This window comes from Rhodobacter sp. P1_C2, from assembly GCF_056406375.1.
Genome location: NZ_JBFUAG010000004.1, coordinates 60,988 through 87,901 on the forward strand (window position 1 = coordinate 60,988; position 26,914 = coordinate 87,901).

Genomic DNA, 26,914 nt, shown 5'->3' on the forward strand with positions numbered 1-26,914 from the left:
GAGCAGACCCAAGTGAGCGAGCCCGCAGAGGCCAAGGCCTTTCTGGACGCGCTGCTGGCGCGCATGACGCTGGATGAGAAGATCGGACAGCTCAACTATCCGGGCGGCGCGGGGATCGACACGACCGGGGTCGCCACCTCGGTCGATACCGAGACGATGATCCGGCGCGGCCAGATCGGCGGCGCCTCGGCCGGCGGCGATGTGACCGAGCGCCGCGCCCTGCAGGAGTCGAGCCTGCGCGAGGGGCCGAACGGCATCCCGCTGCTGTTTGGCCGCGACTGCATCCAGCGTTACCGGACCGGCGGGCCGATCCCGCTCGCGCTGTCCTGTTCCTGGGACCTCGACCTCATCGCCCGCATCAACGCGATGACGGCGCGCGAGGCGCGGGCGGATGGGGTCAACATCAACTGGGCGCCGATGCTCGACATCTGTTACGACGCGCGCTGGGGCCGGATCGCCGAGGGCAATGGCGAGTTTCCGTACCTTGGCATGAAGATCGCCGAAACCATCGTGCAGGCCTATCAGGGCGCCGATGGCGACCTGGCCCGGCCCGACCGGTTCATGGCGACGCTGAAACATTTCGCGGGCTATGGCCTTGCGATGGCGGGGCGCGATTATGCCGGGGTCGAGGCCAGCCCGATGACGCTCTGCCGCGTCATGGAGCCGTTTCGCGCCGGAATCCTCGCCGGGGCGGGGGCGGTCATGGTGTCGTTCAACACGATCAACGACATTCCGGCCACGGCGAACCGGGCGCTTTTGCGCGATGTGCTGATGGACCGTTTCGGCTTTGACGGGCTGATCGTCACCGATTTCACCGCGATTGACCCCGAACTGGTCAACCATGGCATTGCCGCCAATGGGCGCGAGGCGGCCTATCTCGCCTTCAAGGCCGGGGTGCATATCGACCTCGTGAGCCAGGCTTACCTGACCTATCTGCGCGGTCTGGTCGAGGAGGGCGGGCGCGACCCGGACCGCTTTCACGATGCAGAAGGCGGGGCCTTCAGCGCCGGGCCGATCACCGAGGCGGAGATCACCGCGCGCTGCCGCAAGGTTCTGGCGGCGAAATACCGGCTGGGCCTGTTTCACAACCCCTATATCGGGCTCGACCGCGCCCGCCGCGATGCGGTGACCTATACGCGGGAAAATGTCGCTTTGGTGCGGGAAGCGGTGGCAAAGTGCTGCGTTCTGTTGAAAAATGACAAGGTGCTGCCGCTGTCGCCCGACCTTGGCAGCATCGCGGTGATCGGGCCCCTGGCCGATGACCGGATCGATTTGCAGGGCACCTGGGCGCTGGACGTGGTGCCCGACCATTCGGTGACCCTCTTGGAGGGGATCCGGGCGGCGGCCTCGGGCAAGTGCCGGGTCCTGCATGCCAAGGGCTGCAACATCGTCGATGATCCGAACCTGGCGGAGCGGTTGAACATCCATAACGCCTGGATGCCCTCGGTCGTGATCGGGCCGGAAAGCGCCAAGGCGATGCTGGCCGAGGCGCTGGCGGCGGTGGCTGCGGCGGAGGTGGTGGTCCTCTGTCTGGGCGAGGCCAAGGAACATGCCGGAGAAAGTGCGACGCGGGCGGACATCACCTTGCCCGGCGCGCAGGGCGCCCTGGTGCGCGCCGTGTCCAAGGCGGCGCGGGCGGCGGGCAAGCCCCTGATCCTGATCGCGATGGCCGGGCGACCCCTGGCCCTGACGGCGGAACTGCCGCTGGTCGATGCGCTGATCTGGACCGGGCAGCCGGGCAACGAGGGCGGGCATGGGCTGGCCGATGTGCTTTTCGGCAAGGTGGCGCCAACGGGTCACCTCAGCATCGCGCTGCCGCGCAGCGTCGGGCAATTGCCCTTGCGGACCGAGGATCTGCCGACCGGGCGGCCCGGTTCCGGCATCGGGGTGGATCTTGCCGGCGATGCCGAGGTGGATGCGGCGGGGCGCCATGTGTTCCGCAAATTCTCCACCGCGACGATCCTGGAGGAGCCTGCGACGCCGCTGTTTCCGGCGGGCTTCGGGTTGACCTATACCAGCTTTGCCTATGGCGCGCCGCGGGCCGACAAGCTGGCGCTGGCGGGCGAGGGCGATGTGCTGCGCGTGGCGATGGAGGTCAGCAACACCGGCACCCGGGCCGGGACGGCGCTGGTGCAGATGTATCTGCACGACCCGGTCTGCTCGATCTCGCGGCCGCGGCGGGAGTTGAAGGGCTTTGCCCGGATCACGCTGGAGCCCGGCGCGCGCGGCGACGTGGTCTTCGAGGTGACGGTGGAACATCTGCGCTTCTGGAAGGGCAGCACGATTGCCGATGCGGTGCAGATCTGGGAGCCGGGGGCTTTCGATGTGATGCTGGGCCCGGATGCCGAGACGGTGCAGGCGCTGCGCGTGGTCTGGCGCCGCTAGGCGCTGGCCGGTTTGCGCGCCTTGAGCCAGAGGCTGCGGGTCTTGGCAAGCGCCAGTTGCAGGCCAAGGCCAAGGCCGATCAGCAGGATATCGTTGGCAATCCCGTGGCCATAGGCGTTGAAGAGGCCCTGCGCCCCGATGGCCAGCACGCTGCCGAGGGCAAAGACCGGCAGGGAATGCTGCCCCAGAAGCGCCAGCGGCGCGGCCCAGGGGCTGGCGCAGAACCGGCGCAGAACCGGCAGGCAGGAGACGACATAGGCCAGGGCCAGCACATGCAAGAGCCGGGGCGCGGTCAGATAGCGCTTGTCGAAATCGGTCAGGATCCAGGGCACGCCAAGCTTGTCCTTGAGGTACCAGAGCGCATTGCCGAAGGCGTCGGTGAAGTCCTGCCACTGGCTGTCGACCAGCGCGAGGGCGAGGTAGGCGAGGCTCGCCCCCAGAAGCCAGGGCCTGACCGCGACCAGCCGCCGCCCCTGTTTGAGCGAGACCCCGAGCAAGAGGCCGATGACGAAGATCAGCTGCCAGGCCAGGGGGTTGAACTGCCATTCCTGCCCGACCGGCCAGGTGTAGAAGGTCAGCCGCGCCAGCCCGCAGCCCGCCCAGACCGCGATCGACCCGGCCAGAAGCCAGCCCGGCCGCCGCAGCGCCGCATACAGGAACAGCGGCGAGGCGATCAGCAGCAGGATGTAAAGCGGCAGGATATCAAGGTAGTAGAACTGGTGCACCAGAAGCGGCAGGCCGATCAGCGTCTGCACCGGGTGATGCCAGAGCCAGCCCATGTTGTTCTGAAACAGGATCTGGCTGTCGCCGGTGGCCTGAACCGTCGCCGCCGCGATGGCCAGAGCGCCCAGCGTCATCAGCATCTGCACGAGGTAAAGGGTCCAGACCCTCCCCCAGATCCGCCCAAGCGCCGGCCAAAGCCGCACCGGCGCCCGGAAGGCCGAGGAATAGGCCAGACCGGCGGCGGCGCCCGACATCAGGACAAAGCCCTCGGCCGCGTCGGAAAAGCCGAAGTTGCGCGAGGTGGCGTGTTCGAAGAGGTTGCCCGGCACATGGTTGATGAAGATCATCACGAGGCAAAGGCCGCGGAACACGTCCAGGCGCGGCTCGCGCGGCGGCGCAACACGCGGCGATGCGGCTTCCGCGCGGCCCGTTGCCGGGTCGCGGGAGGGCAGGGGAGCGGGGGTTTCAGGCACCCGGCAGAGCCTCGGCCGCGCAATCGGGGGCAGGTTGGGGCAGGGGGGCGCGGCGCCCCATCACACCCTCGGTCTCCCAGCGGGTGACCAGGGCCTGATGTGCGATCACCAGCGCCGGGCGGCGCAGGGTCAGGGGCGTCGGGAAGGGAAGCGAGCGCGCCGGGCGCGAGGACCAGGCGATGATATAGGGGGCGGCCACCATCGGGCCGGCCACCGGCAAGAGCCACAAAAGCAGATGCTCGGCCAGGAAATGGATCAGGAGCAGCCCGACCACGCCGCAGCCGACGATCCAGCGGCTTGCCGCCCAGGCCTCGCGCAGCGACAGCGTACCATCGCCGCGCACCTGCGCCGGCCAGCCGCCATCCCAGCCCATCACCACCTGCAGGATCGAGCGGGTCTGGTACATCAGGAAGACCGGCGCCGCGACGGAGGTATAGGCCAGCTCGACCAGCACCGATTTCGCCGTCTCGGCCGGCCCGCCGAAGCCACGGCTGCGGCCGCGCAGGATGGCGTCGATCAGGATCAGGAACTTCGGCACGAACAGGAGGCCGACGATCCCCAGACCCAAGGCAATCGCCTTCAAAGCCTCGCTCGGCGGCAGGACGGGGAAGGGCCAGCCCTCGATCGGGAAGTAATCGACCGGCGGCGCAAAGAGCGGCGCCACGATGGAAGCCAGAAGGAAGCTCAGCCACAAAAGCGAGGAAACATAGGCCAGAATGCCCTGCAGAAACACAAAGCGGCTCCAGGCCTTCAGGCCGGGCGCGAGCAAAAGGCGCGAGTGCTGCAGGTTGCCCTGCGCCCAGCGGCGGTCGCGCTTGGCGTGGTCGACGATGTTCTCGGGGCCTTCCTCGTAGGAGCCTTCCAGATCGTCATCCACCCGCACGACCCAGCCCTTGCGGGCAAGAAGCGCGGCCTCGACGTAATCGTGGCTCAGGATATGGCCGCCGAAGGGCGGCGCCCCGGCCAGCGCGGGCAGGCCGCAGCTTTCGGCAAAGGCGCGGACGCGGATGATCGCGTTATGGCCCCAGAAGGGCCCGGTCTTGCCCTGCATCATCGCCAGCCCGCGGCAGAACACCGGCGAGTAGAAGGAGGCCGAGAATTGCATCAGCCGCCCGAAGCGCGAGGTCGCGTTGATGATCTTGGGCAGCGTCTGCAACAGGCCGAGATCGGGGGCGGCGACCATGCGGCGGACCATCTCGATCAGGGTGGCGGCCTCCATCAGGCTGTCGGCGTCGAGGATGATCGCAAATTCGTAAGCGGCGCCGGAGCCGGTGATGAATTCCTCGATATTGCCGGCCTTGCGGCCCCGGTTCACGCTGCGGCGGCGGTAGAAGATCCGGCCCTCGCCGCCGGTCTCGTCCAGAAGGCGCAGGAACCAGGCCTCCTCGCGCCGGGCGATCGCATCGTCGCGGGTGTCGGAGAGGATGGCAAAATGGAAGAATTCGGCCGCCCCGGCGGCTCGGATGGCGGCATCCATCACGGCGACACGGGCAAAGGCGGCAATCGGGTCTTCGTTGTAGACCGGGACCAGCACCACGGTCGGCGTGCGCAGCGGGCCGGCATCGCGCGGCGGCTTCGGCGGGCGGGTGGTCAGACCGGCCAGCGCCTGCGCCGCCCCCCAGGCCAGCCAGAAGGTCGAGACGCAGATCAGACCCGAGCGCACCCAATCCGCCGCATCCAGACCATCGCTTGCGCCATAGTTCAGAAAAAGCGCAAAGGCCCCGAAGCCGGCAGCAAGGCTGCAGGTCAGGGCCAGTGTCCTGGTAAGGTAGGTGCGGCCCTCAGGCCCTGTCAGAGCCAAGGCTCACCGCCCGGTGCGCGTCGGCCGCCCCAGAACGGCGCCCCGCAGGGCCAGAGACAGAAGGGCAAAGCGGCCCATCCGGCGGCGCGGCCATTCCAGCCGTTGCACCGGCATGGCCAGAGGGGCCACGGGAAGCGCACCGCGCTTGCGCACAAGCGCCGCGGTTTCGGAAATCACAGAGGTGTCGATCATGCTCATTTCGCGCTGACCCATTGATAAAGCCACAGTTCCGTCAAACGGCGTTCATAGCCGGCGATATGTGCCGACAATTCCACAACATTGCCCGCATCGGCCGAGACATCGATGACAAGCCGCCACAGGTTGGTTCCCGTGATCTTCTCGAGCGTCGTTCCGACCAGCGTGCCATTGCCGATCGTCACCACCGGCTCGACGGTGGCATCATTGTCGAGGACGCCCAGCAGGCCGCCCCGGAAATCGATGACGAACTTGCGTTCGCCCGGCTTGGCCTGCGCGCCGGAAACCCCGCCATGCCCGGCCCGCGTCTCATCTACATAGGCGAGCGGTTCGAGATCATCATGCGGCAGATCGCCCCAGTAGAGCCGATAGGACATCTCCAGCGTGCCACCGGCGACGGCCTTGGCCTCGGGCACCCAATAGGCGACGATGTTGTCGTTCGCCTCGTTGTCGGAGGGGATTTCCACCAGACGGACAAAGCCCTTGCCCCAGTCGCCCAGAGGCTCGACCTCGGCCGTGGGGCGGCGTTCGTAGCGCGCGCCGAGGTCTTCGAAGCTTTCGAAACGGCGGTCGCGCTGGTGCAGGCCGAAGCGCTTGGGAGCGGTTTCGGGGAAATAGCTGCCGGCGAGCTGCGGCGGGTTGTTCAGCGGGCGCCAGATGATGTCGCCATCCGAACGGACGATGCGCAGGCCGTCGCTGTCATGCACATTGGGGCGGTAGTCGTCATAGCCGGCGCGGTTCTTCTCGGAATAGAGGAACATCGAGGTGAGCGGGGCGATCCCCAGCTCCTCGACATCCTTGCGGAAGAACAGGCGCGCGGTGACTTCCATCATCGTGGCGGCGCCCGGGGTGACGACGATGCGGTAGGCGCCGGTCACGCTGGGGCCGTCGAGCGTGGCATAGACGGTCAGGCTCTGGCTGCCCGCCGGCCCGCGCTCCAGATAGAAGTTCGAGAAGCGGGGGAATTCCTCGCCCTGGGCGGTGGCGGTGTTGACGGCGAGACCGCGGGCCGACAGCCCATAGGCGGAATCGCGGCCGAGCGCGCGGAAGTAGCTGGCACCGACGAAGGTCGCCAGTTCGTCCAGCTTGTCGGGACGGTTCAGCGCATAGTTCAGCCGGAACCCCGCGACGCCGGGCAGGACGGCATGTTCGGGCACCCGGCTGGCCAGGGCGTTCAGATATTCGAAATCATCGGTCGAGAATCGAATCTCGGTCGCCTGGCCATCGGCCACGTCATAGATCACCACCGGCTCGGCAAAGAGCCAGCCCATGTGAAAAGCCGCCAGACGGAAGGCGGAACCGGTCTCGCTCCACCGCGCGCGGTCGTCGCGGAAGCGGATCAGGCGGTAGTCGTCATAGGTCAGCGTGCCCAGAAAACCCTCGGGCGCGGGGGCGGTGGTATGCGGGGTGGCCGCCAGCGCCTTCATCTCATCTGTCAGAATATCAAAGGAAAATTGCCGCGGTGCCGCATCGGTCGGGGCGGCTGCGGGGGGTTGCGTGCTGGTATCCTGGGCACGCAGCCGGGCCGGCAGCAGGACAGCAGCCGTGCCGAAAACCGCCGCAGCACTGAGAAGCGCACGACGGGAGGTAGCGACGCTGAGGATGCCGTAATTTTTCATAGTGATGGGAAACTTAAGGGTTTTTCCGAGTCGGACCGCTGATCTCAAGGGGGCATATAGAAGATATCGGTATCAACTCGCAAGCGTGCTTCAAAGCAAGTTGAAGAGGCTTGTGCGGATTTTGATGGCGTTTTCGGGCAAATGCCCAATTTTTGCCCCTTTGAAAAATGCTGCACCTGCAAAAGGCGCAAAAGCGGGAATATTCGCGCGCTTTCGGTCGTTTTCAGGCCGGAAATTGACGAAAATTGCCCCTGCCCATGCGTTTTGCGCATAGCGGGTATTCAGGCGTCTTGGCGGCGCTCGGCGGGGCTCCGCCCGGGCTGCCTCATGCTTTGGCAAAAGCCTGCGCGGGGATCTGGCCCAGATCGGCGAGGTCGAAGTCCGGCTCCAGCGGGCGGGGGCCGGCCTCGGGCATGCCGGTGCGCACCAGAAGGGTCGCCACGCCCGCGGCATGGCCGGCGCGGATGTCGGTCTCGATCTGGTCGCCGATCATCAGCGTGGTGGCGGGCGCGGTGCCAAGGATCTGCACCGCGCGGTCGATCATCTGGCGGCCGGGCTTGCCGACGACGGTGGCGGTGCGGCCCGAGGCCACCTCGATCGCGCGCAGGACTGAGCCTGCGCCGGGGTCGAAGCCGGTGGCGCTGGGGATCATCGGGTCGGCGTTGGTCGCATAGAAGGCGGCCCCGGCCAGCAGCGCCTTCTGCGCCAGGGCCAGGGTCCGGTAGCTGAAATCGCGGTCGAGGCCTACCACGACCACCTCCGCCTCCGCAGACAAGGTGAAGCCCCGCGCCGTCACCGCCTCTTGCAGGGCGGGGGCGCCGACGACGAGGACCGGGGTCGCGGGCGGATGCCGGGTCGCGATCAGATCGGCCACGGCGCTGGCGCTGGTCACCACGCGGGCTTCGGTGACGGGGATGCCCATGCCGCTGATCTTGGCGGCAAAATCCGCCGCACTCCGGGTCGAGTTGTTGGTGACGAAAGCATAGGGCAGGCCCGCCGCATGCCAGCGCTGAAAGGCCGCGATGGCCGAGGGGATCGGCGCATCGCCGCGGTAGATCACCCCGTCGAGGTCGCTGATCACCCCGGTAAGCTGCTGCCAGAACGTCATCTTGCCCTCATCCGCCGGTGATCCTGCGACAGGCTAGCCGCTTGCCTCGCGGGGCGAAAGGCCGCGTTTCCGTTACAAAAGCTTCACTTGATCGGGGTGATATTTCCAATATTCAGGAAATATGGAACATGCCCCGCCCCTCGCCGCCTTTGCCGCCCTTGGCCACAAGGACCGGCTTGCGGTCTTTCGCCTTCTCATGCGCTTTGCGCCGCAGGGCGCCCGCCCGACCGAGATCGCGGCGGCGCTGGACCTGCGCGCCAACACCCTGTCGCACCACCTCGCCGATCTGGAGCGTGCCGGGCTGATCACGGCCACGCGGCAGGGACGCTCGCTTTGCTACACGGTTCGGATGGCAGAGGTGGCGGATCTGGTCGCCTATCTGGTTCAGGACTGCGGCGGGGGGCGGCCCGATCTGTTGCCTGCGCTGCCCGAACTGGCCCGGGGACGGGTCTGGAACGTGCTGTTCATCTGCTCGGGCAATTCGGCGCGCTCGATCTTTGCCGAGGCCTTGCTGCGCGATCTGGGGCAGGGGCGGTTCCACGCCTTCTCGGCAGGGACCAATCCCGCTGCGGCGCCCAACCCTTTCGCCTTGGAGGTTCTGGCGCGCGGGGGCCATGACACCGCAGAGCTGCACTCCAAATCCCTGAGCGCGGTCAATGGCTTGCCGATGGATTTCGTTTTCACCGTCTGCGATCTGGCCGCCGCCGAGGACTGCGCGCCCTGTCCCGGCCAGCCCCTGACCGCGCATTGGGGCCTGCCCGACCCGGCCAAGGCCACCGGCACGCCAGCCGAGCGCGCCCTGGCCTTTGCGGCCAGCTATGGCGCCTTGCGCCGCCGCATCCTCGCCTTTGCCGCCTTGCCCTTCGAGGGGCTGGCGCGGCTGGACCTGCAACAGCACATCGACCGGATCGGAAAGAATTGAGATGACACGGATTGCGATCAACGGCCTCGGCCGGATGGGGAAGCTGGCGCTGCGCGACCTGATCGACACGGGCGCGGGCGGCGAGATCGTGCTGATCAACGAACCGGGTGCGGGGCCCGAACAGCTGGCCCTGCTGATGGAGTTCGATTCGGTCCACGGCCGCTGGCCGCGCGCCGTGGCCTGGGATGCCGGGAGCCTGACGCTGGCGCGGCAGAAGATCCGCGTGACCGGGGCGAGGCGGATCGAGGATCTGCCTTTGGCAGAGCTTGGCGTCGATCTGGTGATCGATTGCACCGGGGTCTTCAAGACCGCGGCCAAGGTCGCGCCCTATTACGCGGCAGGGGTGAAGAAGGTGGTGGTTTCCGCCCCGGTCAAGGACGGCGGGGCGCTCAACCTCGTCTATGGGGTGAACCACCAGCTTTACGATCCGGGCCGGCACCATCTGGTGACGGCGGCGAGTTGCACGACCAATTGCCTCGCCCCGGTGGTCAAGGTGATCCATGAGGGGATCGGCATAAGGCATGGCTCGATCACCACGATCCATGATGTGACCAACACCCAGACCATCGTCGACCGCCCGGCCAAGGACATGCGGCGGGCGCGCTCGGCCCTGATGAACCTGATCCCGACCTCGACCGGGTCGGCCACGGCGATCACGCTGATTTATCCCGAACTTGCCGGGCGGCTGAATGGCCATGCGGTGCGGGTGCCCTTGCTGAATGCGTCGCTAACCGATTGCGTTTTCGAAGTGGCGCGCGAGACTTCTGTGGCGGAGGTGAACGCGCTGTTTCAGGCGGCTTCCGAGGGGGTGTTGCGGGGGATCCTGGGGTATGAGACGCGGGAGCTGGTCTCTTCGGATTACCTCAACGACCCGCGCTCGGCGATTGTCGATGCGGGCAGCACGATGGTCGTGGCAGGGACGCAGGTGAAGATCTACGCCTGGTATGACAACGAATGGGGCTATGCCTGCCGGCTGGCCGATGTCGCCCGGATGGTGGCTGCGGGCCTATGAACGGCCTGCGCGCCTATGCGGCGGTGACGGCGGCCTATTGGGCCTTCATGCTGTCGGACGGGGCCTTGCGGCTGTTGGTTCTGTTGCATTTCAACGCCTTGGGCTTTTCGCCGATCCAGCTGGCCTGGCTGTTTCTGCTGTACGAACTGGCCGGGGTGGTGACCAACCTCTCCGCCGGCTGGCTGGCGGCGCGCTTTGGGCTGGCGAGCACCTTGTATGCCGGGCTGGGCGTGCAGATCGCGGCGCTTCTGGCCCTGGCGCAGCTGGACCCGGGGTGGAGCGTGGCAGTCTCGGTCGGCTTCGTGACGGCGGTGCAAGGTGCGTCGGGCGTGGCCAAGGATCTGGCCAAGATGTCGTCGAAATCGGCGGTGAAGGTGCTGGCGCCGAAGGGGGAGGGGGCGCTCTTCCGCTGGGTCGCGGTGCTGACCGGGTCGAAGAATGCGGTGAAGGGGGCCGGGTTCTTCCTGGGCGCGGCCTTGCTGGCGGGCTTGGGTTTCGTGGCGGCCCTTTGGGCGATGGCGCTGGTGCTGGCGCTGATCCTCTTGGCGGTCGCGGCCTTTCTGCCGCGCGGCCTGCCGGGGGGCAGCAAGGCGGCCAAATTCACCCAAGTCTGGTCGAAAGACCGCCGGATCAACCTCTTGGCCGTGGCGCGGCTGTTTCTGTTCGGCGCAAGGGATGTCTGGTTCGTGGTCGGTGTGCCGGTCTTCTTCCAGTCGGTGCTGGGCGGGCAGAACGGGTTTTACCTGATCGGCGGCTTCATGGCGCTTTGGACCATGGCCTACGGCGCGGTGCAGGGGTTTGCGCCGCAGATCTTGCGGAAGGGAGCAGCTCTGGCGCAGGCGCGGCATTGGGCAGGGGTTTTGTGGCCGATCCCCCTGACGCTCGCCGTTCTGGCGGCGGCGGCGCCGGGGATCGGCCTGCAGCCGGCGGGTCTGGCCTGGGTGCTGGTCCTCGGGCTTCTGGCCTTCGGCTATGTCTTCGCGCTCAATTCCGCGCTGCATTCCTACCTGATCCTCGACCTCGCCCGGGCCGACCGGGTGACGATGGATGTGGGCTTTTACTACATGGCCAATGCGGCGGGGCGGCTTCTGGGCACCGCCTTGTCGGGGCTCAGCTATCAGATCGGCGGATTGCCCCTCTGTCTGGCCACGGCGGCGGCGTTGGCCCTGGCAAGCTGGCTTGCCATGCGGCGGTTGAGCCTGACATAAATCAAGGCGAGGCCCGGCCGTTCCGGTGCAGGATACGTCGCGCGGCAACTGTCGCGCCTGGTTGAGGTAGTTCGATGCAAGACCCCTATGCCGTCCTTGGGCTGACCCGCACCGCCACCGCGGAAGAGATCAAGAAGGCCCATCGCAAGCTGGTGAAATCCAGCCACCCCGATCTGAACCCCGATGACAAGGCCGCCGAGGCCAAGTTCAAGGCCATCTCGGCCGCCTATGACCTGTTGAAGGACCCCGCGACCCGGGCCCGCTTTGACGCGGGCGAGATCGACGCCTCGGGCGCGGAAAAGCCGGAGCGGCGCTTTTACCGCGACTTCGCCGACCAGCCGGGCAACAGCTATCGCCCGGGCTACGAGCCGCAGGGCGACCCGGCGGATATCTTTGCCGAGATGCTGCGCCGTCAGGGTCGCGGGCGCGGCGGCTTCGGCGGCTTTGGCGATGAGGGTTTTCCCTTGCCCGGACATGACCTGCGCTTCACCCTCGATGTGCCCTTCCTCGATGCCGTGCGCGGCACCAAGTCGCGCATCACCCTGCCCGATGTCGGCCATGTCGAGGTGACGATCCCGGCCGGCGCCCATGATGGCCAGACCCTGCGGCTGCGCGGCAAGGGCGGGCCGGGCTCGGGTGGCGGGCCGAATGGCGATGCGCTGATCACCCTGACCGTCGGGCCGCATCCGGTGTTCCTGCGCGAGGGCGACGATATCCATGTGACGCTGCCGATCTCGCTGGACGAGGCGGTGCTGGGGGCCAAGGTCGCGGTGCCGACGATCGACGGGCCGGTCAACCTGAGCATTCCCAAGGGCGCCTCCTCGGGGCGGGTCCTGCGCCTGCGCGGGCGCGGCGTGCACCGGGCCAAGGGAGAGCCGGGCGACCAGCTGGTCGAGTTGCGCATCGTCCTGCCGCCGGCCGTCGATGCCGAACTGGCGGCTTTCATGGAAACCTGGCGCAAGAGCCATCCACAGGACCCGCGCAAGGGTCTGTTCGAAGGGGGGGAGGCATGAGCGAGATCTATTCGCGGACCGAGGTGCTTCTGGCCGTGCCGCGCCTGACCGAGCTGCGCCTCGCGCGCTTTGTCGAGGCGCGGATCGTCCTGCCGGTCGAGGGTCTTGACGGGCCGAGTTTCCGCCGGATCGACCTGGCGCGGATCGAGCTGCTCTGCGAGCTGACCGAGGAGTTTGACCTCGACGAGGATGGCCTCGGGCTGGTGATCAGCCTGGTGGACCAGTTGCATGCCGCCCGCCGCGACCTCAGGGCGATCTGTCGGGTCATCGCCTCCGAGCCGCCCGAGGTCCGGGCGCGGATCGGCGCGCGGCTGGAGGAAGAGGGCTGACGTCGCGCCCTTCGGGGTTGCAAGCTATTGATATGCAGATGATTTCGGATCGGAGACGTCGGATGGAACCTCGTTCGCCCCTGGTAGTGGTCGCACCCGTCCCTGAGGAGTCAGAGCGGGCGCCTCTACCAGCCGCAGCGGCGCCCGGCCCGCGCAAGGGGGCGGCATCGCGCCGGCCGCGCCTGCTGATCGGGGCGCTGGTCCTGCAGGCCTGCGCCGCACTTTACTTCGTCTGCGATGCCCTCGCCGAGTTGTGGCGCGATCCGGGTCAGGCGCATCCCTTGACCGAGGTGCCGGTGGCGCTGGCGCTGGGCATCGGCATTCTGGTGACCGCCGCCGAAGTGCGCCGCACCCTGCGCCAGATGGGCGAACAGGCGGCGGCGCTGGAGGCGGCGCGCGGCGCCTTTTCCGACTTGGTCCGCCGCCAGTTCCAGCTTTGGGCGCTGACCCCGGCGGAGCGTGATGTCGGGCTGCTGGCGCTCAAAGGCATGGATGTGGCCGAGATCGCCCAGGCGCGCGGCGCGGCCACGGGGACGGTGCGGGCGCAGCTGGCGCGGATCTATGCCAAGGCCGGCGTCGCCGGGCGCACCCAGTTCGCCGCCTTCTTCGTCGAGGACCTGCTGGCCGAAGGCCTTGCCACGCCGCAAGACTGACCCAGTTGCCAGGGTTGACCCGATTGGCAGAGTTGGCCCGGGTAGAGCGGTTTTGACCGGATCGCCCTGACCCTTCAGCGTGACGCGGGTCCGGGCGCCGATTGCCGGGGCTCCTTCTGGCTCGGCTCCTCCTTCCCGGGTTCCGCCTGCATGACCTCCGCCTATCTGCCCCGCGTCAGCCTGCCCCCGTGCCCGCCTGACCCAGGTCAGAAGCCACTGGCCCGGCGCATGCCTGCGGCGGCGGGGGGCTCGTCTGCGGTCTTGAAGACCGAGACGAGGGACACGAGTTCCTGCGCCTGGCGGCTCAGATCCTCGCTTGACCTCGTGGCGTCCTGCACCATTGCGGCGTTCTGCTGGGTGACCTGATCGAGTTGCGCCACGCCGATGTTGATCTCGTTCAGGCTGCCCGATTGCGCCCCGGCGCCGCTGGCGATGCCGGACATCAGGCCAGAGATGTTCTGGACCCGCACCACGATGCTGGACAGGGCCTGCCCGGCCTTGCCGACCAGATCCACGCCTTTGGCGACCTGCTGGGCGCTGCCGGTGATCAGGGATTTGATCTCGCGCGCCGCTTCGGAGCTGCGCTGAGCCAAAGCGCGCACCTCCGAGGCGACGACGGCAAAGCCGCGTCCGGCCTCGCCCGCCCGGGCCGCCTCCACCCCGGCGTTGAGCGCCAGGAGGTTGGTCTGAAAGGCGATATCGTCGATCACCCCGATGATGGTGGAGATCTGGCCGGAGAATTTCTCGATCTCCTGCATGGCGTTGACGGCACTTTGCACAACGCTGCCGCTTTGGCTCGCCTCGGTCTGGGCCTGCTGGACCACCAGTTCAATCTCCTGGGTGCCGGTGGCCGCGGCGCGGACATTGGCGGTCAGCTCGTCCATCGCGGCGGCGGTTTCCTCCAGCGTGGCGGCCTGGTTTTCGGTGCGCTGCGACAGGTTGGCGGACTGGCGGTTGATGTCATTGGCCCCGGCCTCGATCTGGCCGGCGGTTTCGATCACGGCGAGCAGCGCCTTGGACAGCCCCTCAACCGCCGAGTTGTAGTCGCTTTGCAGCTGCTGGTATTCGGGCGGGAAGGTGGCGGGCAGGCGGCTGGACAGGTCGCCCGCGGCCAGCTTGCGCAGCGCCTCTGTCATGGCCTGCACCACCTGTTTCTGCACCCCGGCCTCACGCTCGTGCATCTCGCGGTCCTTCAGCGCGAGGCCAAGGCCGTGGCGCATCACGTCGAGCGATTGCGCGATGCGGCCGACCTCGTCGCGGCGGGACGTCATCGGGATGGCCGTGACGTAATCGGCATTGGCGACCTGGTCCATCGCGCCGGAAATCGCCAGCAGCGGCAACCGCAGGGCGCGGTGCAGGACCCAGGCGCCGACGGCGAGAAGCACCACGAAGACCGCCACCGCCATCAGGATTGCCCGCAGCTGCAGCGCGCCATATTCGGCCTCGAGGCTGGCGGTGGACCATTGGGTGGCGACGACGCCGGCCTTGTCGGCCTTTTCGCCGAAAAGCGCGGGGGCGGCGACCATCAGGCCGGTGGCGTCGGTTTCAACCTGGCCGGAGATGGCGGCCCTCGCGGCCAAGCTGGTCAGAAGTTGCCGGGTGGGGTCGTCAAGTTCGCCCGATCTGATCCGCGCCTCGCCCGAGGGGGCAAAGGCGATCGTGCCGATCAGCAGGCCATTCTCGCGTTTCAAGAGCTGGTCAAAGGTGGCGCTGACCGCGCTGTCCTTGCCGAACTTGATGGCCCCCGCCACCTCGCGCGCGAGGCTTTGCGACGTGTCAAAGGCCTGGCCACGCAGCCCTTTCTTGGCCACGTCGCGCAACATGCCCGAGGCGTTGAAGGTGATGAGCCCGGCCACGAGGGCCGTGATGACCGCCACCATCGCCAGACATTTGCCGAAGATCGACAGATGCAGGATGCTGAACGCGCGGTTGGAACTGCGTGACATGAAGACCCCCTTCCCCTTGCCTTACATCAAGGCATCAGCATTGACGCCGATCGTCATGGTGCCGATCGCGGCCTTGGTCGCGGGGTCCACGATGGTGATCGAGATCTGCCCCTCGTAGGTCTGGGTCGATTCATCCAGTTCGACATCGCCGAACAGCACGCCATTTTCGCCGGCGGGGAAGACCTTGGTGAACTTGTCCTCATCCCCCTGCCACATGTCGGAGGTCGGCGCCGAGACGGCGACGTTCAGGCCCTTGGCGTCGGTGATGAAAGCCTCGGTGATCTTGCCGCCCGATTCCTCGACCTTGTGGCGCAGGAAATCGGCGGCGGCATTGGTCATCACCGGGGTGATGGTAGGCGTGTCGGCTTGCCCCACCTCGGCCTTCCAGGCGGCGTCGAGGCTGTCGATCTTGGCCTGGTCAAAGGCGGCGCGGTCGGCGTTGGCGGCGGTGATGGCGGCGACCAGGGCGGGATCTTCGGCCCAGGCACGGATCGAATCGTCCAGATAGGCCTTCATCGCGCCCTGATAGTCGGCGGACCAGGCGGTCTGGGCCAGAAACAGCAGCGGAAGTGCCGCAAGTCGGATGAGCTTCATTGCAATCTCCTTTGCACGAATCGCCCCCGCTCCCGAGGCGGCGATGGGGGGAGAGTGCGGGCAAAGCCTTGCCCAAGGCTTAAGGCCCATCCCCGTCCTGCATAAAAATGCAGCTATTCCGAAGGAGTGCCCGGCCTAGGCGGGCGCCGGGCCGACCGAGCCGCGGGCGATGAGGGCGGTGTTCAGGATCAGCCTTTGCGGCGCCGGGCTTTCGCCCTTCAGCCGGCGGATCAAGAGGTCGGCGACGCTTTTGCCCAAGGCGTAGACCGGCTGGTCGATCACGGTGATCGGCGGGCTGGTGACGCTGGTCCAGTCGGCATCATGGAAGGTTATCAAGGAGATATCCTGCGGCATCCGCAGCCCATGTGCGCGGATCGCCTTGAAGATCTCCAGCCCGATCAGGCTGTCGGAGGCGATGATGGCGGTCGGCCTTTCGGGCCCGGAGAACAGGCGGGCGGCCAGGCTGCGCGTCGCCTCGGGGCTGGTGGCGCCGAGGCAGACGAGGCTTTCCGGCGCCGCGATCCCGGCCTGACGGCAGACCGCGAGAAACCCCTCGACCCTTTCGCGGACCGAGGTGGTGTAAAGCTGGGCGAGGTCGTGAAACTCGGCCCCGCGGTCGCTGACGGCGGTCAGATAGGCGATGCGGCGGTGGCCGGCGGCGACGAGCAGGCGGGTCGCGGCCTCGGCTGCGGCGCGGTCATCGACGGTGACGGTGTCAACCTCCAGATCGGGCAGGGCGCGGTCGAGAAGCGCCAAAGGACGGCCGGAACGCTGGACCTCGTGCAGATGGGCGGTGTCGCGTGATTCGGCGGGGGTGACGATCAACCCGTCCACCCTTTTGCCGATCATCAGCTGGACAGCGGCTTTTTCCGCCTCGATCGTCTCGCCGGAATTGGCAAGGATGACGTTGAAGCCCGCGGCCTTGGCCGCATCGGAAATGCCGCGGACGGCGAGGCTGAAGAAGGGGTTTTCGATATCGCCGACCACCACGCCGATGATGCCGGATTTGCCGGTCGTCATGGAGCGGGCCAGTTCATTGGGCCGGTAATCCAAGGCCTTGGCCGCCGCCATCACCGCGTCATGGATCTTTTCGCTGACGACCCCGTAGCCGCCCAGCACGCGCGCCGCCGTGGCCTTGGACACCCGGGCCGCCTGGGCCACGTCAAGGACGGTCACGGAACGCGCTTTGGTGGGTTTTTTCGTCATCTGAGAAATCCCTACAAGAAATGTTGACGGACGGTCAACTCATAGCTAACGATTGTGAAAGAGACCGGTCTCAAGCGCGAAAAGACCGGTCTCAATCGCGAAAAAGTCGGTGTGAGAGCCAGAATGTTCCGTCCGGGCGCCTGCGTCCGGGGCGCGGAGCGGGGCTGCGATCCGACCGGAAAACGACCCGGACCCGCAAAGGCGGCGCCGGGAAGGACAAGAGCAACAAACCTTCACAGTGGAGATGGAAAATGCGCATGACCGGAATGTTCACCGCACTGGCGGGGCCCCTGCGCCGGGGGGCTGTGGCGCTGACCCTGGCGGTGGCGGGGCTTGCCATGGCCGCGCCGGCGATGGCCGAGGACAACCCCTATGGCCTGATCGACGCCAAGACGATCAGCGTGGGCACGATGGGCGATGCCAAGCCCTATGCCTTCACCCAGGCGGATGGCAGCTTCACCGGCTTTGACATCGAGCTTTTCCTCAATGTCGTGGGGCGGATGGGCTTCAAGCCGGATCAGGTGGTCTTCACCGGCCAGGATTTCTCGGCGTTGATGCCTTCGGTGGCCAATGGCCGCTTTGACGTGGCGGTGGCGGCGATCGGGACGACCGAAAAGCGCAAGGAGACGGTGGATTTCTCGGACGGCTATCTGGCGGGCTATCTGTCGGTGCTGACGGCGGACAAGGCGATCACCGATGCGGCGGGGCTGAAGGGCAAGCGGCTGGGCGTGGTGCAGGGCACCTTGCAGGAGATCTATGCCACCAAGAATTTCACCGGCACGGACCTGGTGAAATTCCCCGACAACAACTCGGCCATTGCCGCGTTGAACAACGGCACGGTGGATGCGCATTTCCTCGATTACGAGGCGGCCAAGCAATATGGCAGCCAGTTCCCCGGGCTGGTGATCGCGGTCAATATCCCTTCGTTCGACGCGCCCGCAGGCTTTGTGATCCGCAAGGGCAACGAGGCCTTCAAGGCGGCGCTGAACAAGGGGCTGCATGAGGCGATGCAGGACGGCACCTGGAAGACGCTTTACGAGAAGTGGTTCCCCGGTTCGCCGATGCCGGCGGAATATCTGCCCAAGTGACATGGATCTGGCCGCAGGCAGGGGTCTGCGGCCACGACCTTCAAAACCGAGGGGCATGAATGGACTGGCTTGAGAATTTGCGCCGCAGTTTCCTGGACTGGCAGGCGATGGCAGAGGTTCTGCCGATGATGATTACCACCGGGTTGAAGAACACGCTGATCCTCGCCTCGGCCTCGACCGTGCTGGGGGTGGTGCTGGGCATGGTGCTGGCGGTGATGAACATCTCGCAGTCGCGCTGGCTGCGTTACCCGGCGCAGATCTATACCGACATCTTCCGCGGCCTGCCGGCCATCGTGACCATCCTGTTGATCGGACAGGGTTTTGCCCGCATCGGGCGCGAGATTTTCGGCCCCTCGCCCTATCCTCTGGGCATCCTGGCGCTGAGCCTGATCGCCGGGGCCTATATCGGCGAGATCTTCCGCTCGGGCATCCAAAGTGTCGAGCGTGGCCAGATGGAGGCCTGCCGGGCCTTGAGCATGAATTACCGCCAGGGCATGCGGCTGATCGTCATTCCGCAAGGTATCCGCCGGGTGCTGCCGGCCTTGGTCAACCAGTTCATCGGCAATGTGAAGGATTCGAGCCTGGTCTATTTCCTGGGGCTGTTGGCCTCGGAGCGCGAGATTTTCCGGGTGGGGCAGGATCAGGCCGTGGTGACGGGGAACCTGTCGCCTTTGCTGCTGGCGGGGATCTTCTATCTCTTGATCACCGTGCCCCTGACGCATGTCGTCAACCTGATCGACCGGCGCTTGCGGGTGGGCAAAAGGCCCACGCTGACCAGCGGTCTGGCCGAGGTGGGCGAGCTTGTGGCTGCCGCCCCCGTCGCCGCCAACCGCTTCAAGGGCGGCAGTCTGGAGGTCGAGGGGCTGGCGATGGCTTACGGCACTTTGGATGTGCTGAAAGGCGTCAGCCTGACGGTGAAGCCGGGGACGGTGACCTGCATCATCGGGCCTTCGGGGTCGGGCAAGTCGACGCTGCTGCGCTGCCTCAACCGGCTGGTGGAACCGAAGGGCGGCGATATCCGGCTGGACGGGCAGAGCATTCTGGCCATGCAGCCCGAAAAGCTGCGCCGCCGGGTCGGCATGGTGTTCCAGCATTTCAACCTGTTCCCGGACCATACGGCGCTGGAGAACGTCATGCTCTCGCTGACGAAGATCAAGGGCATGCCGCGGGCCGAGGCGGCGCGGATCGCCTCGGCACGGCTGGCCGATGTGGGCCTTGCCACCCGCGCCGACCATCGGCCCGGCAATCTTTCGGGCGGCCAGCAGCAGCGCGTCGCGATCGCCCGCGCGCTGGCGATGGAGCCGGAGATCATCCTCTTCGACGAGGTGACGAGCGCGCTTGATCCCGAACTGGTCAAGGGCGTGCTGACCCTGATGGAGGATCTGGGCCGCCGTGGCATGACGATGGTCGTGGTGACGCATGAGATGGGTTTTGCCCGCAAGGTCGCCGATCAGGTCGTCTTCATGGACGAGGGTCGCGTGGTCGAGGCCGGCCCGCCGGCGCAGATCTTCGATGCGCCGCAAAGTGACCGTCTGAAGCTGTTCCTGGCCGAGGTGCTGTGAGACCCGGCCCAAACCTGCCGCTGACCCCGGGCTTTTCCGGCGTCTTCGGCCTGTTCCCCTGCAAATGAAAGTTCCCGGATATGGAAAAATCCTCCAATGTTTCCAGTGTGATCGTGATCGGCGGCGGCATCTTCGGCGCCTCCTCCGCCGTGCAACTGGCCCGGCGCGGCATCAAGGTCACGCTGATCAACGACGGGCCTATGGCGATGGGGGCCTCGGGCCGCTCGCTGGCCTGGCTCAATTCGGCGCGCAAACGCTCGGCCCCCTATCACGCGCTTCGGATGGCGGGGATCGACCGTTACCGGACGCTGGCCACGAAATATCCGCAGGCCGATTGGCTGCGCTTTGACGGCGCGCTGACCTGGGACCCGGACGGTCCGGGCAACGAGATTGCCGCGGTCTTCGCCCATGAACAGGCGCTGGGCTATGACGCGCTGCATCTGGCGCCGGAGGAGATTGCCGCCGTGACGCCGGGCATCGCCGCGCGTTCTGTGACCCCGCAGGGGGCGATCTTCAACCCGGGCGAGGGCTGGGTCGATCTGCCCTCGCTGGTGCAGGTGCTGATGTCGGAGTTCATCGAGCGCGGCGGCAAGATCGTCACCGACGCGGGCCGCGCCTCGGTCACCGTCACGGGCGGGCGGGCGACCGGGGTCACCACGACTTCGGGCGCCAGTTTTGCGGCGGATGCGGTGCTGGTGGCGACGGGGGGCGCCGTGCCCGCGATGGCGGCGGAGGCCGGGGTGAAGATCGACGACGGCACGCCGATTGCCCTGTTGGTGCGGACCAAGCCCTTGACCCTGCGGCTGAAAGCCGTGCTCAACACCCCCCGCGTCGCGGTGCGGCCGATGCCCGACGGCGGGCTGGCGCTCGATTCCGCCTGGTCGGAGGAAGAGGTCATCGTGAACGGCGACGGGACCTATGCGGTCAAGGACTCGACCATCGCGGGCCTGCTGGAAGAGGCCTCCAAGGTTCTGGAGGGGCATCCGACGCTGGAATTCGCCAGCCACGGCATCGGGCCGAAGCCCATTCCCGGCGATGGCGAGCCGGTCTTTGGCGCGGTGCCGGGGATCGCGGGCTATCACGTCGCCTTCAGCCACAGCGGCGCGACCCTGGGCCTGATCGCGGGCGAGCTTCTCGCCTTCGAGATCGCGACGGGCCAGGCGCATCCGATGCTCGCCCCGTTCCGCCCGGCGCGCTTTGCCTGACGGGCCACCCGCCCCTTTGCCTTGCGAAGGGGCGGGCGTGGCCTTCGGCCCTGGCGCAGGCGGCCTTCCGCGAAAATCTTCTTGCTTCCCGTCCCGCTCCCTCTAATTTGATCATAAGCCCGCAGAAGCGGCACCGCGCCGATAGGGCGCATCATCAGGGAGCTTGCTATGACAACATTCAAATGGATGGGCACGGGGATTCTGGCCCTGTCGCTGGCGACCACGCCGCTGATGGCGCAGGTCACCGCCGTGGGAGAGGGCGAAGGCGAGGTCGATATCGTCGCCTGGCCCGGCTATATGGAGCGCGGCGAAAGCGACAAGGCCTATGACTGGATCACCAAGTTCGAAGCGGAGTCGGGCTGCAAGGTCAACGTCAAGACCGCCGGCACCTCGGACGAGATGGTGACCCTGATGAACCAGGGCGGCTTCGACCTCGTGACGGCCTCGGGCGATGCAAGCCTGCGGCTGGTCGCGGGCAAGAAGGTGCAGGAGATCAACACGAGCCTGATCCCCTCCTGGGACAAGCTCGATCCGCGGCTGAAGGATGGCGCCTGGTTCACCGTCGATGGCAAGCATTACGGCGTGCCCTATCAATGGGGGCCGAACGTGCTGATGTACAATACCGATGTCTTCAAGGAGGCGCCGAAGTCTTGGTCGGTAGTCTTCGAAGAGCAGAACCTGCCCGATGGCAAGACCAATGCCGGAAGGGTGCAGGCCTATGCCGGGCCGATCTATGTGGCCGATGCCGCGCTTTACCTGATGGCGCACAAGCCGGATCTGGGCATCACCAACCCCTATGAGCTGACCCCGCCGCAATATGCCGCGGCCCTCGACCTTCTGCGCGCGCAGCGCAAGCTGGTCAGCCGCTATTGGTCTGACGCCACGGTGCAGACCGACGATTTCAAGAACGAGGGGATCGTCGCCTCGACCTCCTGGCCCTATCAGGTCAACCTTCTGAAGCAGGAAGAGGCGCATATCTCCTCGACCGTGCCGGAAGAGGGGGCGACGGGCTGGTCGGATACCACGATGATGGCCACCGGCGCGCCGCACCCGAACTGCGCCTACAAGTGGATGGAGCACACGCTGAATTCCAACCTGCAATCGGACCTGTCGTCGTGGTTCGGCTCGGTTCCGGTGGTGCCGGCCGCCTGCACCGACGGTTCGGGCCTGCAGACGGCTGAAGGTTGCACGGCCAACGGCTCGGAGACCTTCGACAAGATCCACTTCTGGACCACGCCGATCGCCGATTGCAAGGCCGGGGCCGGCGCTTGCGTGCCCTATGCGACCTGGGTCAGCGATTACATGGCCGTCGTCGGCGGCAACTGAGGCAAGATGGGCAGATTGCCCATCCTACCGCACGCACGATGGGCAGATTGCCCATCCACCCAATGCCGGGCCGGGATGACCCAGCCCGGCTTCTTCATGGATAAAGACCCAGATGCAGCCTGCCGTTCAGTTTCACTCCGTCACCCGGCATTTCGGCCCGGTGAAAGCGGTCGATCAGGTTGACCTGACCATCGCCGAAGGGGCCTTCTTTGCCATGCTCGGGCCTTCGGGGTCGGGCAAGACCACCTGCCTGCGGCTGATCTCGGGGTTCGAACAGCCCTCCTCCGGGCAGATCCGGATCTTTGGCGAGGATGTCTCGGCGGTGCCGCCGCATCTGCGCAACGTGAACACGGTGTTTCAGGATTACGCTCTGTTTCCGCACATGAATGTGCGCGACAACGTGGCTTACGGCTTGATGGTCAAGGGCATGGGCCGCACGGCCCGCCATGCCAAGGCCGAGGAGATGCTGGCGCTGGTCAAGCTGGACGCCTACGGCGACCGCAAGCCCGCACAACTGTCGGGCGGGCAACGGCAGCGGGTGGCCCTCGCGCGCGCGCTGGTCAACGAGCCGCGCGTCTTGTTGCTGGATGAACCGCTCGGCGCCCTCGATCTGAAGCTGCGCGAGGCGATGCAGGACGAGCTGAAGGCGCTGCAGCGGCGGCTTGGCATCACCTTCGTCTTCGTCACCCATGACCAGGGCGAGGCGCTGTCGATGGCCGACAGTCTTGCCGTTTTTTCCAACGGCAAGATCGCGCAGATCGGTTCCCCGGAGGAGATCTACACCCGGCCCGCCAGCCGTTTCGTCGCGGATTTCGTCGGCTCCTCCAACGTGCTGCCGCCCGAGCTGACCGAGGCGCTGGGCGGCCCCGCCCACTGGTCCAGCCTGCGCCCCGAGGCGCTGCATCTGGCCGAAACCGGGCCGATCACGGGCGCGGTCCTGTCGCACCGCTACCTCGGGTCGGGCACGCGGATCAGCCTGTCTTTGCATGGCACCGAGATTGCGGCCTTCCTGCCTGCCGGCGCCCCGGTGCCGCCCGAGGGCAGCCGGATCGCCCTCAATTTCGCGCCCGAGGCGCTTCATGTGATGGCGGGCGAGGCATGACGCCTGCGATCTTCCCCGCCCGTGGCCTTGCCGACCGTCTGACACGGCTGTTCTGGCGCCACCCGAGGGTGCTGTTGGCGCTGCTGCTCGCGCCGCCGCTGTTGTGGCTGGGGGTGGTTTACCTCGGCTCGCTCGCGGCGCTGCTGCTGCAGAGCTTTTACAGCCTCGATGATTTCTCCGGGGTGGTGATCCCCGAGTTCACGCTGAAGACCTATGCCCAGCTCTTCCGGCCCTCGAACTTTGCCGTCATCACCCGGACGCTGCTGATGGCGGCTTCGGTCACGCTGGCCTCGGCGGTGATCGCCTTTCCGGTCGCCTATTACGCCGCCCGCTTTGCAAAGGGGCGCTGGAAGGCGGCCTTCTACCTGGGCGTCATGCTGCCCCTGTGGTCGAGCTATCTGGTCAAGGTCTATGCCTTCAAGCTGATCCTCGCCAAGGAGGGCATCGTGACCTGGGCCGCGACGGCGACCCATATGGATTGGCTCTTGAATGCCGCCCTCAGCCTGCCCGGGGTCGGGGGCAATTCGCTGTCGACCAGTTTCCTCGGCACTTTCATCGTCTTCTGCTATGTCTGGCTGCCCTATATGATCCTGCCGATGCAGGCGGCGCTGGAGAGGGTGCCGACCTCGATGCTGGAGGCCTCCGCCGACCTTGGCGCCAGCGCAAGGCGGACCTTCTGGAGCGTCACGCTGCCCCTCGCCCTGCCGGGGATCATCGCGGGGTCGATCTTCACCTTCTCGCTGACGCTGGGCGATTACATCATCCCGCAAATCATCGGCAATTCCTCAAGCTTCATCGGCATGGCGGTCTACCAGTTGCAGGGCACGGCGGGGAACGTGCCCCTGGCTGCGGCCTTTGCGGTGGTGCCGATCCTGATCATGCTGGCCTACCTGACGCTGGCCCGCAAGGCGGGGGCTTTCGATGCGCTCTGAAGCCTCATTCTCGCTGAAACTCTCGGCCTTCTTCGGGCTTTTGTTCCTGCATCTGCCGATCCTTTTGATCTTCCTCTACGCCTTTACGACCGAGGAACGCTCCTTCGCCTTTCCGCCGCCGGGGCTGACGACCAAGTGGTTCGCGGTGGCCTGGAACCGGGCGGATATCTGGCCGCCGCTGGTCCTGTCCCTGCAGGTGGCGCTGATCTCGACCTTCCTCGCGCTGATCCTCGGCACGCTGATCTCGGCGGCGATGAGCGGGGCGCGGTTCTGGGGGCGCGATCAGCTGTCGCTGCTGATCGTGCTGCCGATCGCGCTGCCGGGGGTGATCACCGGGATCGCGTTGCGCGCCGCGGTGCCGATGCTGCATCTGGATTTCAGCTGGCTGACCATCGTCCTTGGCCATGCCACCTTCTGCATCGTCATCGTCTACAACAACGCGGTGGCGCGGTTCCGCCGCCTGTCGGGCGGGATATTGGAGGCTTCGGCGGACCTCGGCGCCAATGCCTTCCAGACCTTCCGCCATGTGCTTTTGCCCAACCTCGGCACCGCGCTGCTGGCGGGGGGGATGCTGGCCTTTGCGCTCAGCTTCGACGAGGTGATCGTGACCACTTTCACCGCCGGCGTCGGCGCCAGTTCCAAGACCCTGCCGATCTGGATGCTGGACGAGCTGATCCGCCCGCGCCAGCGCCCGGTGACCAATGTGGTGGCGATGGTGGTCTTTGCGACGACCTTCCTGCCGATCCTCTTCGCCTATTACCTGACCCGCGAGGGCAGCGAGACGGCGGGCGGTGGCAAGTAGTCAGGCGCGCGCGGCGGCCCGTCCGGCCCAGCGTCCGGTGGCGAGGCAAGCGGTCAGAAGATAGCCGCCGGTCGGGGCCTCCCAGTCCAGCATCTCGCCGCAGACGAAGGTCCGGGGCAGGGCTTTGAGGGCAAGGTCCGGGGTCAGGCTGTCGAAGGTCACCCCGCCTGCGGTGGAGATGGCCTCGTCCAAGGGGTTGGGGCCGATGAGCGGCAGGGGCAGGGATTTGATGGCTTGGGTCGAGTCCATGCCCCGGCCAAACTCCATCACCAGGGCCAGCGCCGGGGCGGAAAGGCCCAGTTTGCGCAGGCGGTTGGCGAGGGTTTCGGCGGATTTCATCCGGGCGAGGCGGGCCGCGATCTCGGCAGCGGGGACATCGGGCATCAGGTCGAGGCGCAGGCTTGCCCCCTCGCGCAGCGGGCGAGAGACGGCATAGATCCCGCCACCCTCGACGCCCTTGGCGGTCAGGACGAATTCCCCCCGTTCCCGCAGGGTGCCGACGCAGAGGGCGGCGCCCTTGACCGCCTGGCCGAAGTGTTTGGCCATATGCGGCGACCAGGCGACGGCGAACCCCATGTTGGCCGGTTGGAAGGGGGCGATGCCGACGCCCTTTTCCTGCAGCCAGGGCACCCAGGCGGCATCCGAGCCGAGCCTTGCCCAGCTGGCGCCACCCAGCGCCAGAACCGTGACCTCGGGGTGCAGCACCTCGCGGCCCGTGGGGGTCTGAAACACCAGTCCCGTGCCGTCAAAGCCGGTCCAGCGCCAGCGCAGGCGCATCTCTGCCCCCAGCTCTGCCAGACGCGCGGCCCAGGCGCGCACGAGGGGCGAGGCTTTCATCACCGTCGGGAAGACCCGGCCGGAGGAGCCGGTGAAGACCTCTTGCCCCAGGCCGCGGCACCAGTCCATCACCTCGGCAGGGCCGAAGGCGGCCAGCATCGGGATGAGGGCGGGGCAGGCGTAAACGCTTTGGAAGGTGGCGCTGTCCTGATCCTTGGTGATGTTGAGCCCGCTTTTGCCCGCCATCAGGAACTTGCGCGCGGGGGAGGATTTCGCCTCGCAGATCAGGACCTTGCGCCCGGCGCGGGCAAGCTCTTCAGCCGCCATCAGCCCGGCGGGACCGGCGCCGATCACCAGGGCGTGACGCATCAGGCGCGCCCGGCGCTGGGCGAGAGGGTGACGGGCTCGATCCCCATGGCTTGCAGGGCCTGCGCCCATTTGCGCGGGTCTTCGGCGCCGAAGATCAGCCCGTCCGAGGCCTCGGCGGTCAGCCAGTCGTTGCGGGCGATCTCGGATTCCAGCTGGCCGGGGCCCCAGCCGGAATAGCCAAGCGCCAGAAAGGCCTGGGCCGGGCCCTTGCCGCGGGCCATCGCCTCCAGCACGTCCAGCGTGGCGGTCATGCCATAGGTGCCGGCCACCAGGGTCGTGGCCTGGCCGCCGCCGTAATCGGTCGAATGCAAAACGAAGCCGCGCCCGCGTTCGACCGGGCCGCCGGAATGGATGCGGATGTCGCGGCCCTGGTCGCCGCGCGGGATCTTCAGCTGGGTCAGCAGATCGGCAAAGCTCAGATCCGGCACCGGGCGGTTCAGGATCAGCCCCATCGCGCCCTCGGGCGTGTGGACGCAGATGAGGATCACCGCGCGTTCAAAGCGCGGATCGCTCATGCCGGGCATGGCCAGGATCAGTTTGCCGGTCAGGTCCATCGAATCGTCC

At 66.9% G+C, this 26,914-nt stretch carries 25 protein-coding genes; 14 read left to right on the forward strand and 11 right to left on the reverse strand.

Going from position 1 to position 26,914, the window contains the following annotated elements; translation table 11 throughout:
- The first annotated feature begins 12 nt into the window (after nucleotides 1–12).
- Nucleotides 13–2,385, forward strand: coding sequence for a glycoside hydrolase family 3 N-terminal domain-containing protein (locus tag AC1DZT_RS07400; protein WP_478005977.1), 2,373 nt, complete (start codon nucleotides 13–15; stop codon nucleotides 2,383–2,385).
- Here the strand turns inward: AC1DZT_RS07400 and AC1DZT_RS07405 are convergent.
- From AC1DZT_RS07405 to AC1DZT_RS07430, 6 genes are read right to left on the reverse strand one after another with little or no spacing between them, the layout of a single operon-like run.
- Complete coding sequence (locus AC1DZT_RS07405; RefSeq protein ID WP_478005978.1) at nucleotides 2,382–3,581, reverse strand: OpgC family protein; 1,200 nt, start codon at nucleotides 3,579–3,581, stop codon at nucleotides 2,382–2,384. The genes AC1DZT_RS07400 and AC1DZT_RS07405 overlap by 4 nt on opposite strands.
- Nucleotides 3,574–5,376: a glucans biosynthesis glucosyltransferase MdoH gene (gene mdoH / locus AC1DZT_RS07410; protein ID WP_478006293.1), complete on the reverse strand. Its 1,803-nt coding sequence runs from the start codon at nucleotides 5,374–5,376 to the stop codon at nucleotides 3,574–3,576. The genes AC1DZT_RS07405 and mdoH overlap by 8 nt, the downstream gene beginning before the upstream one ends.
- 9 nt (nucleotides 5,377–5,385) lie before the next feature.
- Nucleotides 5,386–5,574, reverse strand: coding sequence for a hypothetical protein (locus tag AC1DZT_RS07415; protein WP_478005979.1), 189 nt, complete (start codon nucleotides 5,572–5,574; stop codon nucleotides 5,386–5,388).
- Nucleotides 5,575–5,576: 2 nt separating this feature from the next.
- A complete protein-coding gene (locus AC1DZT_RS07420) occupies nucleotides 5,577–7,196 on the reverse strand; it encodes an OpgD/OpgG family glucan biosynthesis protein (RefSeq protein WP_478005980.1) in 1,620 nt (539 codons plus the stop codon).
- Nucleotides 7,197–7,240: 44 nt separating this feature from the next.
- Entirely contained in the window at nucleotides 7,241–7,468 is a 228-nt protein-coding gene (locus tag AC1DZT_RS07425) for a hypothetical protein (protein ID WP_478005981.1), read from the reverse strand.
- A gap of 53 nt (nucleotides 7,469–7,521) precedes the next feature.
- A complete protein-coding gene (locus AC1DZT_RS07430; protein WP_478005982.1) occupies nucleotides 7,522–8,304 on the reverse strand; it encodes an HAD-IIA family hydrolase in 783 nt (260 codons plus the stop codon).
- Nucleotides 8,305–8,425: 121 nt separating this feature from the next.
- Between AC1DZT_RS07430 and AC1DZT_RS07435 the strand changes: the two genes are divergently transcribed.
- The 6 genes from AC1DZT_RS07435 (at nucleotide 8,426) to AC1DZT_RS07460 (ending at nucleotide 13,441) form a co-directional block, all read left to right on the forward strand.
- The gene (locus tag AC1DZT_RS07435) at nucleotides 8,426–9,226 is read left to right on the forward strand and encodes a metalloregulator ArsR/SmtB family transcription factor (RefSeq protein ID WP_478005983.1); all 801 of its coding nucleotides are present in this window, start codon (nucleotides 8,426–8,428) and stop codon (nucleotides 9,224–9,226) included.
- A gap of 1 nt (nucleotide 9,227) precedes the next feature.
- A complete protein-coding gene (locus tag AC1DZT_RS07440; RefSeq protein WP_478005984.1) occupies nucleotides 9,228–10,238 on the forward strand; it encodes an ArsJ-associated glyceraldehyde-3-phosphate dehydrogenase in 1,011 nt (336 codons plus the stop codon).
- Nucleotides 10,235–11,446 carry an organoarsenical effux MFS transporter ArsJ gene (gene arsJ, locus AC1DZT_RS07445; protein WP_478005985.1) on the forward strand — a complete coding sequence of 404 codons (1,212 nt, stop codon included), beginning with the start codon at nucleotides 10,235–10,237 and terminating at the stop codon, nucleotides 11,444–11,446. The genes AC1DZT_RS07440 and arsJ overlap by 4 nt, the downstream gene beginning before the upstream one ends.
- A 74-nt stretch (nucleotides 11,447–11,520) precedes the next feature.
- On the forward strand, nucleotides 11,521–12,459 hold the full coding sequence (locus AC1DZT_RS07450; protein WP_478005986.1) for a DnaJ C-terminal domain-containing protein: 939 nt from the start codon (nucleotides 11,521–11,523) through the stop codon (nucleotides 12,457–12,459).
- Nucleotides 12,456–12,788, forward strand: coding sequence for a hypothetical protein (locus AC1DZT_RS07455; protein ID WP_478005987.1), 333 nt, complete (start codon nucleotides 12,456–12,458; stop codon nucleotides 12,786–12,788). The genes AC1DZT_RS07450 and AC1DZT_RS07455 overlap by 4 nt, the downstream gene beginning before the upstream one ends.
- A gap of 62 nt (nucleotides 12,789–12,850) precedes the next feature.
- The gene (locus AC1DZT_RS07460) at nucleotides 12,851–13,441 is read left to right on the forward strand and encodes a helix-turn-helix transcriptional regulator (RefSeq protein WP_478005988.1); all 591 of its coding nucleotides are present in this window, start codon (nucleotides 12,851–12,853) and stop codon (nucleotides 13,439–13,441) included.
- 206 nt (nucleotides 13,442–13,647) lie between these two features.
- On the opposite strand, the gene AC1DZT_RS07465 is transcribed toward AC1DZT_RS07460, so the two are convergent.
- From AC1DZT_RS07465 to AC1DZT_RS07475, 3 genes are all read right to left on the reverse strand, one after another.
- Nucleotides 13,648–15,387 carry a methyl-accepting chemotaxis protein gene (locus AC1DZT_RS07465; protein WP_478005989.1) on the reverse strand — a complete coding sequence of 580 codons (1,740 nt, stop codon included), beginning with the start codon at nucleotides 15,385–15,387 and terminating at the stop codon, nucleotides 13,648–13,650.
- 21 nt (nucleotides 15,388–15,408) lie between these two features.
- Nucleotides 15,409–15,981, reverse strand: coding sequence for a hypothetical protein (locus AC1DZT_RS07470; protein ID WP_478005990.1), 573 nt, complete (start codon nucleotides 15,979–15,981; stop codon nucleotides 15,409–15,411).
- Between the two features lie 135 nt (nucleotides 15,982–16,116).
- Nucleotides 16,117–17,187: a LacI family DNA-binding transcriptional regulator gene (locus tag AC1DZT_RS07475; RefSeq protein WP_478005991.1), complete on the reverse strand. Its 1,071-nt coding sequence runs from the start codon at nucleotides 17,185–17,187 to the stop codon at nucleotides 16,117–16,119.
- A gap of 257 nt (nucleotides 17,188–17,444) precedes the next feature.
- Between AC1DZT_RS07475 and AC1DZT_RS07480 the strand changes: the two genes are divergently transcribed.
- From AC1DZT_RS07480 to AC1DZT_RS07510, 7 genes are all read left to right on the forward strand, one after another.
- The gene (locus AC1DZT_RS07480; RefSeq protein ID WP_478005992.1) at nucleotides 17,445–18,275 is read left to right on the forward strand and encodes an ABC transporter substrate-binding protein; all 831 of its coding nucleotides are present in this window, start codon (nucleotides 17,445–17,447) and stop codon (nucleotides 18,273–18,275) included.
- Nucleotides 18,276–18,334: 59 nt separating this feature from the next.
- The gene (locus tag AC1DZT_RS07485) at nucleotides 18,335–19,837 is read left to right on the forward strand and encodes an amino acid ABC transporter permease/ATP-binding protein (protein ID WP_478005993.1); all 1,503 of its coding nucleotides are present in this window, start codon (nucleotides 18,335–18,337) and stop codon (nucleotides 19,835–19,837) included.
- An 80-nt stretch (nucleotides 19,838–19,917) separates the two neighbouring features.
- A complete protein-coding gene (locus AC1DZT_RS07490; RefSeq protein ID WP_478005994.1) occupies nucleotides 19,918–21,042 on the forward strand; it encodes an NAD(P)/FAD-dependent oxidoreductase in 1,125 nt (374 codons plus the stop codon).
- A 168-nt stretch (nucleotides 21,043–21,210) separates the two neighbouring features.
- Nucleotides 21,211–22,368 (forward strand): ABC transporter substrate-binding protein, encoded by a 1,158-nt coding sequence (locus tag AC1DZT_RS07495; RefSeq protein ID WP_478005995.1) that lies wholly within the window; start codon nucleotides 21,211–21,213, stop codon nucleotides 22,366–22,368.
- Between the two features lie 112 nt (nucleotides 22,369–22,480).
- Complete coding sequence (locus AC1DZT_RS07500; protein WP_478005996.1) at nucleotides 22,481–23,470, forward strand: ABC transporter ATP-binding protein; 990 nt, start codon at nucleotides 22,481–22,483, stop codon at nucleotides 23,468–23,470.
- Nucleotides 23,467–24,402 carry an ABC transporter permease gene (locus AC1DZT_RS07505; protein WP_478005997.1) on the forward strand — a complete coding sequence of 312 codons (936 nt, stop codon included), beginning with the start codon at nucleotides 23,467–23,469 and terminating at the stop codon, nucleotides 24,400–24,402. Before AC1DZT_RS07500 ends, AC1DZT_RS07505 begins: the two co-directional genes overlap by 4 nt.
- The gene (locus AC1DZT_RS07510; protein WP_478005998.1) at nucleotides 24,392–25,204 is read left to right on the forward strand and encodes an ABC transporter permease; all 813 of its coding nucleotides are present in this window, start codon (nucleotides 24,392–24,394) and stop codon (nucleotides 25,202–25,204) included. Before AC1DZT_RS07505 ends, AC1DZT_RS07510 begins: the two co-directional genes overlap by 11 nt.
- Here AC1DZT_RS07510 and AC1DZT_RS07515 read toward each other — a convergent pair whose 3' ends face one another.
- Nucleotides 25,205–26,350 carry a TIGR03862 family flavoprotein gene (locus tag AC1DZT_RS07515; protein ID WP_478005999.1) on the reverse strand — a complete coding sequence of 382 codons (1,146 nt, stop codon included), beginning with the start codon at nucleotides 26,348–26,350 and terminating at the stop codon, nucleotides 25,205–25,207.
- Nucleotides 26,350–26,904, reverse strand: coding sequence for a YqgE/AlgH family protein (locus AC1DZT_RS07520; protein WP_478006000.1), 555 nt, complete (start codon nucleotides 26,902–26,904; stop codon nucleotides 26,350–26,352). The genes AC1DZT_RS07515 and AC1DZT_RS07520 overlap by 1 nt, the downstream gene beginning before the upstream one ends.
- Nucleotides 26,905–26,914: the final 10 nt, after the last annotated feature.